This window comes from Nonomuraea sp. NPDC050547 (assembly GCF_044457345.1).
Taxonomy (GTDB): Bacteria; Actinomycetota; Actinomycetes; order Streptosporangiales; family Streptosporangiaceae; genus Nonomuraea.
This window is the reverse complement of the sequence record NZ_JBITGW010000013.1, coordinates 338,302-346,507: the sequence shown is the minus strand read 5'-3', so window position 1 is coordinate 346,507 and position 8,206 is coordinate 338,302. Positions and strand designations below refer to the sequence as shown.

8 protein-coding genes are annotated in these 8,206 nt (G+C 68.1%); 3 read left to right on the top strand and 5 right to left on the bottom strand.

All coding sequences use genetic code 11. The features are described from left to right. Positions 1 to 71 precede the first annotated feature (71 nt). The 3 genes from ACIBHY_RS31705 to ACIBHY_RS31695 all read right to left on the bottom strand — a co-directional run bounded on the left by ACIBHY_RS31705 (position 72) and on the right by ACIBHY_RS31695 (position 1,732). On the bottom strand, positions 72 to 203 hold the full coding sequence (locus ACIBHY_RS31705; RefSeq protein WP_397308617.1) for a hypothetical protein: 132 nt from the start codon (positions 201 to 203) through the stop codon (positions 72 to 74). Next, positions 203 to 352, bottom strand: coding sequence for a hypothetical protein (locus ACIBHY_RS31700; RefSeq protein ID WP_397308616.1), 150 nt, complete (start codon positions 350 to 352; stop codon positions 203 to 205). The genes ACIBHY_RS31705 and ACIBHY_RS31700 overlap by 1 nt, the downstream gene beginning before the upstream one ends. Before the next feature lie 243 nt (positions 353 to 595). Continuing rightward, positions 596 to 1,732: a serine hydrolase domain-containing protein gene (locus ACIBHY_RS31695; RefSeq protein ID WP_397308615.1), complete on the bottom strand. Its 1,137-nt coding sequence runs from the start codon at positions 1,730 to 1,732 to the stop codon at positions 596 to 598. 135 nt (positions 1,733 to 1,867) lie between these two features. On the opposite strand from ACIBHY_RS31695, the gene ACIBHY_RS31690 reads away from it, so the two are divergent. Next, positions 1,868 to 5,023, top strand: coding sequence for a BTAD domain-containing putative transcriptional regulator (locus tag ACIBHY_RS31690; RefSeq protein WP_397308614.1), 3,156 nt, complete (start codon positions 1,868 to 1,870; stop codon positions 5,021 to 5,023). Positions 5,024 to 5,103: 80 nt separating this feature from the next. Next, a complete protein-coding gene (locus ACIBHY_RS31685) occupies positions 5,104 to 5,379 on the top strand; it encodes a hypothetical protein (protein WP_397308613.1) in 276 nt (91 codons plus the stop codon). 430 nt (positions 5,380 to 5,809) lie between these two features. Here the strand turns inward: ACIBHY_RS31685 and ACIBHY_RS31680 are convergent, their stop codons facing one another. Further along, the gene (locus tag ACIBHY_RS31680) at positions 5,810 to 6,415 is read right to left on the bottom strand and encodes a GPP34 family phosphoprotein (protein WP_397308612.1); all 606 of its coding nucleotides are present in this window, start codon (positions 6,413 to 6,415) and stop codon (positions 5,810 to 5,812) included. 592 nt (positions 6,416 to 7,007) lie between these two features. On the opposite strand from ACIBHY_RS31680, the gene ACIBHY_RS31675 reads away from it, so the two are divergent. Next, positions 7,008 to 7,307, top strand: a complete 300-nt coding sequence (locus ACIBHY_RS31675; RefSeq protein ID WP_397243987.1) for a hypothetical protein — start codon at positions 7,008 to 7,010, stop codon at positions 7,305 to 7,307. A gap of 329 nt (positions 7,308 to 7,636) precedes the next feature. Here the strand turns inward: ACIBHY_RS31675 and ACIBHY_RS31670 are convergent, their stop codons facing one another. Next, complete coding sequence (locus ACIBHY_RS31670) at positions 7,637 to 8,038, bottom strand: hypothetical protein (protein ID WP_397243989.1); 402 nt, start codon at positions 8,036 to 8,038, stop codon at positions 7,637 to 7,639. Between the last annotated feature and the right edge of the window lie 168 nt (positions 8,039 to 8,206).

The following is an 8,206-nucleotide window of genomic DNA, read 5'->3' as shown; positions in this document are numbered from 1 at the left end:
TGCCTGACCAGCCACGCTGATCACGAACCCCGACGCGCCACCACACGCCAGGGTCCGCTGCCGCCTGCCCGCTAACTCTCCGATTTTCGGACTAGCGGCCAGGTGGAACGCCCGGTCGCCCACACCAGAACGGTGATGCCGATCACCGACAGCACCCCGCCGAGCGGGTCCGCCTTGCGCCAGGGCCCGGTGGACTCGGGCATCAGCGCCACCACGGCGACGCTCGGTGTCGTCGAAGACGGTGATAATGATCGACAGGGTGCTCGGCAGCATCAGCGAGCTCCTGCGTGAGCGACGGGATCGCCACCAGCAGCACGTCATTGTCGATCACCAGCACCAGCGTGCGGGTCATCAACACGCTCAGAATCCACCACCGCCGGGGGTTGCGTTCTATGACGTTCAGCCTTTCTGCGCACGCGTAAATCCTGTCCGTCGCCGCCCTTGTGAGCTTGGGAGACCGCGTCGATGGCGACGTTGATGGTGTTGCGGAAGTGTCGGCCTCGGCCGGACCCTGCGCCCTCTCGCGGCCAGGCGCTGGTCCATCGCCCGCATGCGGCAGCGCGCAGCCGCCACGTCCGGGCGATGTCAGCAGGCGCTACTGAGGCGGGAGGAAGGGCGAGCCGAACACCGCCTCGGCGATCTGGCTGAAGAGCGGGTACCAGTTCCAGTCGCAGTTGATGTTGACCGAGACCAGGCGTCGGGCGTCCGGGGTGCCCATGGTGAAGCTGGCGGCACCCAGCTCCACTCCGGCCACGATGTGGAGTACGCGGCCGTCGGCCAGCGCCCATTGGCTGACGCCGGTGCCGTAGCGGGTGTTGGGCATCCAGTCCCTGGTGGGGACCGTGTTCCACATCGTGCGATGCTGCGCGGGCGGCAGCAGCGAGCCGGTGATCAGCGCGTTGGTGAACCGGAGCATGTCGCTGGTGGTCGAAACGACGCCGCCGGCGGCCCACCCCCAGATGGTCCTGTCGGTGACGTCGACCGGATCGGAGTCGGGGCTCTCCAGGAGCGACTCGTAGTTGTCGGGCGTGAGGCTCGCAGGGTCAACGCCGTCCCTGAGGAACTGCCTGGTATAGATCCTGGCGTGCGGTCCCCGGAACCGGCGCTCCGCGAAGGGGCGCGCGTAGGTGCCGGTCAGTCCGAGCGGCTGGACGACCGTCCGGTCGACCTCGTCTTCGTAGCTTCGCCCGGTCGCCTTCTCGATGATCGCCCCGGCAAGGTGGTAGCCGCCGTTGGAATAGGCGAAGTCCGTGCCCGGCGCATACAGCGGCGGAATGGCCATTTGGAGCTTCAGCAACTCCTCGACGGTCCAGACGTCGTGGCGATGCGCGGCGAACCCGGGCCGGGTGTGGTACTTGCGCGCGATGTCGACGTTCAGGCCGGTGATCCCCAGGCCGCTGGTGTGGGTGAGCAACTGCCCAATGGTGATCTGACGGCCGTCGTTGCCGTTGCCGCGCACCACGCCGGGCAGCCACTGCTCCACGGTGTCGGTGAGGCTCAGCCTGCCCTCGGCCTCCAGCGTCAGCATCGCTGCGGCGGTGAACGTCTTGGCCCCGCTGCCGATGGTGAACTGCTCCCCGGGTTCGCGGCGGCTGCCGGCCTCCAGGTCGGACAATCCGGCCGACCCGGCCCAGCCGCCGTCCTCGTCCTGCACCGCGGCGACGACACCGATCGTGCCGTACTCGGCCACCGCGCTGTGCAGCACCTGCTGCACGTTCTCGTTGCTTGCCATGTCACTGCCCTTCAGTCGCTGTCTCGTGATGTCCTCCACGATGTTCGGCGGCTCTGACAGGCCTCTTATATCCCTCTTCCAGCTGGCATCGGCTCGCTGTAAGAGCGGCTGTCCTTGCCCGTTAGCCTGTTGCGCATGCGGATTGAGCTGCTGGGGCCGGTTCTGGCGTATACCGACGACGGCGCGCCGATCGACCTGGGCGGCACCAGGGTTCGCGCGCTGCTGGCCAAGCTGGCACTGGCCGGGAATGACGTGGTGTCCGTCGATTCGCTGCTCGATGCCCTGTGGGGCGAGCATTCCTCCGGAGGCACCGTCAACGCGTTGCACGCACTGGTGCACCGGCTGCGCAAAGCCCTGGGCGGGGCAGGGGTCGTGGAGACGGTGGCCGGCGGGTATCGCCTGTGCCTGGGCCGGGAGCAGGTCGACGCGGTCCGCTTCGAAGAGCTGGCCAGGCGAGGCAGGCGTGAACTGGCCGCGGGCGCCGCGCAACGGGCGGCCTCGCTGCTGGCGGACGCGCTGGCGCTGTGGCGTGGAGAGGCACTGGCCGACGTCCGCGGCATTCCCTTCGCCGGTACGGCCGGCGCGCGCCTGGACGAACTTCGAATCGGCGCCACCGAAGACCGCTTCGAGGCGGAGCTGCGGCTCGGGCGCCATGGCGAGATCCTGGCCGATGTGGAGGCGGCGGCCACGGAGCATCCGCTGCGGGAACGGCTGGCAGGGCTGCGGATGCGGGCCCTGCATGCGGCGGGCCGCAAGTCCGATGCGCTGGCGGTGTTCGACAAAGTCCGCGACACGCTCGCCGAAGAGCTAGGCATCGATCCCTCCCAGGAGTTGCGCAAGACGCACCTCGCCGTGCTGCGGGGTGAGCTGGAGATCCCCGAGGGGGGACAGGTCCAGCCCGCGGCGGTGCGAGACAGGCTGCCGGCCCGGCTGACCAGCTTCGTCGGCAGGGAGGAAGAGTTGAGGTCGCTGGCCGGGCTACTGGAGACCGCCCGGCTGGTCACCGTCATCGGACCCGGAGGAGTGGGCAAGACCCGGCTGGCCGTGGAGGCGGTGAGTCGGCATCGGGCCCATCGGCGCGGCAGGGTCTGGCTCGTCTCCCTGGCCACGGTGAACACGGCTGACGGTCTGCTGGAAGCGGTGCTGGGCTCGCTCAGCGTCGCCGAAGCCCAGCCGTCCGGTACACCGCTGGAACGGGTGGTCAACCTGCTCGCCGGAGGGGAAGGCCTGCTGGTACTGGACAACTGCGAACAGATCTCCGAACCCGCCGCCGAGCTCGCCGGACAGCTGCTAGAGCGCCAGCCGTACCTGACCATCTTGGCCACAGGCCGAGAGCCGCTCGAGGTCATGGGAGAGACGCTGTGCCGCCTCGGCCCGCTCGCCCTGCCCGACGCGCACGCCGATCCAGTTCGAGCGCGCGAATCGGCCGCCGTGCGGCTGTTCCTCGACCGGGCGGCAGCCGTACAGCCCAGCTTCGTCCTGGATGCGACCACCGCGGCCCCGATCGTGGACATCGTGCGCCGGCTGGACGGACTGCCGCTGGCGCTGGAGCTGGCCGCGGCGCGATTGCGGACCATGAGCGTCGACCAGGTCTCCCGGCGGCTGGATGACCGCTTCCGGCTGCTGAGCACCGGCAACCGGACCGCCCAGCCCCGCCAGCGGACCCTCCATGCGGTCATCGAGTGGAGCTGGGATCTCCTCACCTCACAAGAGCGCGCGCTGGCCGCCCGGATGTCAGTGTTTCCGGCGCGCACCGGCATGGCCGCGATCGAGGCGGTCTGCGCGGACTCGGCTGGGGCGCTTCCCGCGGACGAGGTCGGCTACCTCTTGGACTCCCTGGTCGACAAGTCCATCGTGGAACGGACCGGCGACACCTACCGGATGCTGGAGACCATCCGGGCCCATGCGGCGGACAAGCTCCGGCTCGCGGACGAGGACGAAGCCGTCCTGCGAAGGCGGCTCACGCGGCACTTCGCCGACGTGGCCGAGGAACACGAACCGCGGCTGCGCTCGGACAAGCAGGCGGAGTCCCTGCGGCTGTTCCAGTCCGAGTACGACAACCTGATGTACGCCCTGCAAACAGCCATCCACAGCGGCGACGCCTTGGGCTCCGCCCGGATTCTCGGGCCGCTGTACTGGTATTGGGTCATGCACCACTACGACACCCGCGCCGAGGACTACCTCGCCAAGGTCGCCGAGTTCGGCGACGCGCTGCCCGCAGACGCCCGCGTCGCGTTCACGGCGATTCACCGGGTGAGTGCAGAGGGCGGGCCGCTCACCGACGCCGAACAGCTGCGCGCGCTCATCGCCGAATGCGTGGGCACGGGCGCACTGCGGCGTTACCCGATGCTGCTGACGATCGTGCTGGTGATGGCGCCGCTACTCGGGCTGGATGAGCTGGCCGACCAGGAGATCGCCCGGGTGCGCGGCGGCTCGGACCGCTGGGCGATCGCCTGCACCTTCATGATCGAGGCCCTGATGCATCGCGAACGGGGCGATTGGGACAGCTCCGCGACCGCGATGACCACGGCGTTGCACGCGTTCGAGGAGGTGGGCGATCGCTGGTGGGCGGCGAAGGCGCTGTACGGCCGGGCGCAGATCCATGCCATCGCCGGTGGCCACGACCAGGCGATCGCCGCCTACGAAGACAGCCTCGCGATCGCCACCGACCTCGGCTCGCAGGACGAGATCTCGACCCGGCTGGGGCTCGCCACCGAACGCATGCGCGCCGGCGACCTGACAGGAGCCCGACACGACTTCGAGGCCGCCGAACGAGCGGCCTGGCACCGTGGTCAGCCGGCGCTGGAGATCGAGGTTCTCGGTGTCCTGGCCGAGCTGTACCGCCGCTCCGGAGAGGTCGAACGCGCCGATCAGGAACTCGACCGGATGGAGACACTCACCCGCACGCTGACCCTGTCGGCCGAGAGCACCGACAATCGGCTGCTCCTCGCTCGGGTGGTCAACCTCCTCACCGCCGGGAACGCCGTACGCGCCCGCGAACTGCTGCCCCGCGCCGTCCAGGCCGCGCAAGCGATCAGGGACGTCCTCTCGGCCGCTCAGCTCCTGGCCAGACTGCTGTTCCTGGAGGGCGATCCGGCCGGCGCGGCCACCGCGCTCGGCCTGAGTCAGGCCATCCGCGGCACCTTCGACCACGGCGACACCGAACTGCGTTCCCTTGTCGAGGTGCTCACGGAACAACTCGGCCGCACCGACTACGACATCGCCCACCAGCGGGGCGCCGACCTGACACCGCATGAGGCCACCGACTGGCTCACAGCACTGGGCGTTTAGAGCATCGGCCGGACCAGAGCTGATCTTGTCCCCCGCCTGCCCCCGCGTCCGGGGACAGTGCGCCTGCCGAAAACTACACGATGCAGCAAGCCCGCAACCTGGTGATGGACCTGGGAGAGCGCATCACGGGGCTGCGGTTCGTGATCCACGATCGGGACCCGCTCTTCACTGTCGCCTTTCGGGAGGTCTTCACAGCCGAAGGACTTCGGATCGTCACCACTCTGCCGCGGACGCCGAGGATGAACGCCATCTGCGAGCGAGTCATCGGCACCCCGCGCCGCGAACTGTTGGACCGGATCCTGATCCTCGGCGAACGCCAACTGGCCCTGGTGCTTCGGCAGTACCTGATCCACTAAGCAGGCACCGGCACCAACAGCCCCCGGACGCCGCAACGCAGTCCGCCCGAGACGTGACCGAACTCAACGATCCGCGATCCATCCGCCGAAGACCCGTCGTCGCAGGCATGGCCAGCGAATACCACCACGCCGCTTAACCGCAGCTCAGCCAACGTCACTCAATATTCGAGCGGCACACGGTCCTCATCAGCGCTGTGCTGACCGACACGGTGTGGGAGATGGAGACCCGGTGGCCCAATGCCGGGTGGGAGGAGCGAATGCGCCGGTCGTCGAAGCGGCTGCCGGACGGCCGTTCCGGGTGCGCGCGGCGGGCGCCTCGGACGGTGCTCCGGTGCCGGTCTGAGGTGGATTTTCCGCCCCGCGGATATGCTCTCGGTGGCCACCGCGGTCGCCGCAGTGCTTATCGTGCGCTGCACCGTGGCATGAAGGATCAGTCCATGTTGATGGCAGATCTGAGTGCCACCCGACGAGAGCGCTGGAAGTGATACCGGACCGCCTCGCCAACCCAGTCCTTCTCGATGATCGCCGCGATCCGGCCGCCGTCGGCGTTGGGGAACAGCCCCATCGCCAGCTCGCACGCGGACAGCAGGGCCAGGAGGGCAGCGGTCCGCCTGCTCGGCGGCTCACCGCCGAGCGCCAGGTCGATACGGCCGCGGATCTCCAGCCTCAGGCTGGGGTCTGCCTCCGGATATCGCTTGTTGCGGAGCATGGTCGTCCGCATGGACAGGGTGCCTCGGGAGATGAGCCGGTCCAGCAGGCGTTGCGCCCGCTGCGCGGAATACAGCCTGTTGAACCACTCGAGGACTCCGATCGGAGCGGTCTCACCGGCCAGGGTGCTCAACACGTCGTCGAGCTCCCCGTCGCCGGTCGCGGCCGCGTCCAGCACCCGGATGTTTCCGTTCCGCATGTCGATCCGGTTTCGGACGGCAAGCTCGGAGAGGACGCCGGCGGTGCTGACGAAGCCAAGGGGTTCCGGGGCGAGGAGGGGGCGGCCATCCGTCTGGTACGTCAGGAGAACGAGCTCTTCGGCGATCATCAGATCCGGGTCATCCATGGTTCTGGAGTCTGGCCGACGCGGACTGTTCAGGGTAGTCCGCCTCAGCATGCCCACGCCTCCGGTCCCGGACCGCCGTTCCCGATGGGGAACAAGTCGTCGAGCTTGCTCAGCACGTCCGCGGAAAGGAGCGGCTGCTTGGACCGGAGGACCCGGCCACCCGGAGCAACCTCGCCTTCTGGACGCGACGGGCGGGAGATGCGGTCGGGGCGTGCGTTTGGTTCGCCGAACCGCTGCCAATGGAGGAGCGGGTGCTTGGTGTTGACGATCCCGACACGATGAGCATGCGGGAAGTGTTCGCCCACTACACGACTCTGCTCGGCCCTCTGCTCCCGAAGCTGACCTGACCCCGGCCCCGAAGTAGGGGTGCCGGTAAGAATCGCGTCATGAGCCCCAGCCGCGGCCGCCGGCTCGCCGTCGACCAGCACGTCGACCTCGAACGGCCCGTCACTGCGGCGATCGCGGTGAGATGCCTCTTGACGCCTACCTGCGGGCAGGGTATTTCCTGTTTAGGAAAGTTTCCTAAACAGAACCCGCGCAAGTCGCCCTTCGAACGAAACCGGAGGAAGCGCACGTGAGGCTCAGGGAGCGAGTAGCGGCCATCTCCGCCGCGATGCTCAGCGCAGGACTGGTGCTGAGCACCACCACACCGGCTCACGCCGTCCCCGACAACTGCACCGTGAACACGTATGGCGTCTGGATGGTCACGAGTACGTGCACCACCGGCACCGGAGAACATCGCGTCTCCGCCGTCTACATCAACTCCGGCGGCCACCCGCAGTCGGCGACGGGGGACTGGGCGCCGGTGGGTGGCCTGTCCGTCGCCTACACCAGCGGTTACGTCACCTACTCGTGGGTGGCGAAGCGCGGCTGACCGGCGCCCTCCTCCTGAGGCTCCGCCGTACGCCCGCCCGCCACACCCGCCACCTGAACGACGCACCCGGAGGTAAGCGCACGAATGCGCTTGCCTCCGGCTCCATGGTGAGAATCGACCCGGCCAACCTGCTGGACCAGCTGAGAGCGCTCGTGCCCACGAGAATGACGATGTCTACACAACGGATGCCTGGATCGTGCGCCGGGTCTACGAACTGATCCCGGAGAGCACTCCCGACGACTACGGGGTTGAGGAGCGCCGGAGCAGAGAATGGCTCTACTCGTCGGTAATAAGCTCAGATCAGACAGTACAACCAAGACCATCGCCCGCTACGGCCTCGTCGACCTTTTGCGTATTGATGAGGTCTTGTCGCAAGAGTTCCGCTTCGCCTCGCGCTCTTGCATGAGCCTGTGGGCCTCCTCCGCGGCGGCGGCCCACTTCCGGTTGATCTCTTCGGGTCGGCGATGGCCGCATTCGATGGTGTTCCCGGCGCGGTCGGTCACCTGCGCGTAGCAGTCGCCATTGTCGATCCAGACAGCGATGTTCTCGATTCCCGCTGCCCGATCCTCGTCGTTCACCCAGCAGGTGATCGAGAAGGCTTGATCGTCGCCGGTGTAGTCCGACCGGACTTGGAAGACCTCTCCCGGCGCCAGCCAACGGTCCTCGCCCAGAGGCTCCAACCACATGATGAGCCATCCCGTGTTGTCGTTGCGAACCTCCATGACGGCCATGACCCCACGATATGCGCTTCGCACTGATGGGTGTCAGGGGGTGAGCGACGATGCGGTCAGGCTGCGTTTTCCAAGGCCGCTGCGACGTTGTCGCTGAGTTCGTCGGCGCGGGCGAGCGCGCTGCGGAGCCTTTCGATCTCAAGTTCTCGGGCGGCGATTTGTCCGACC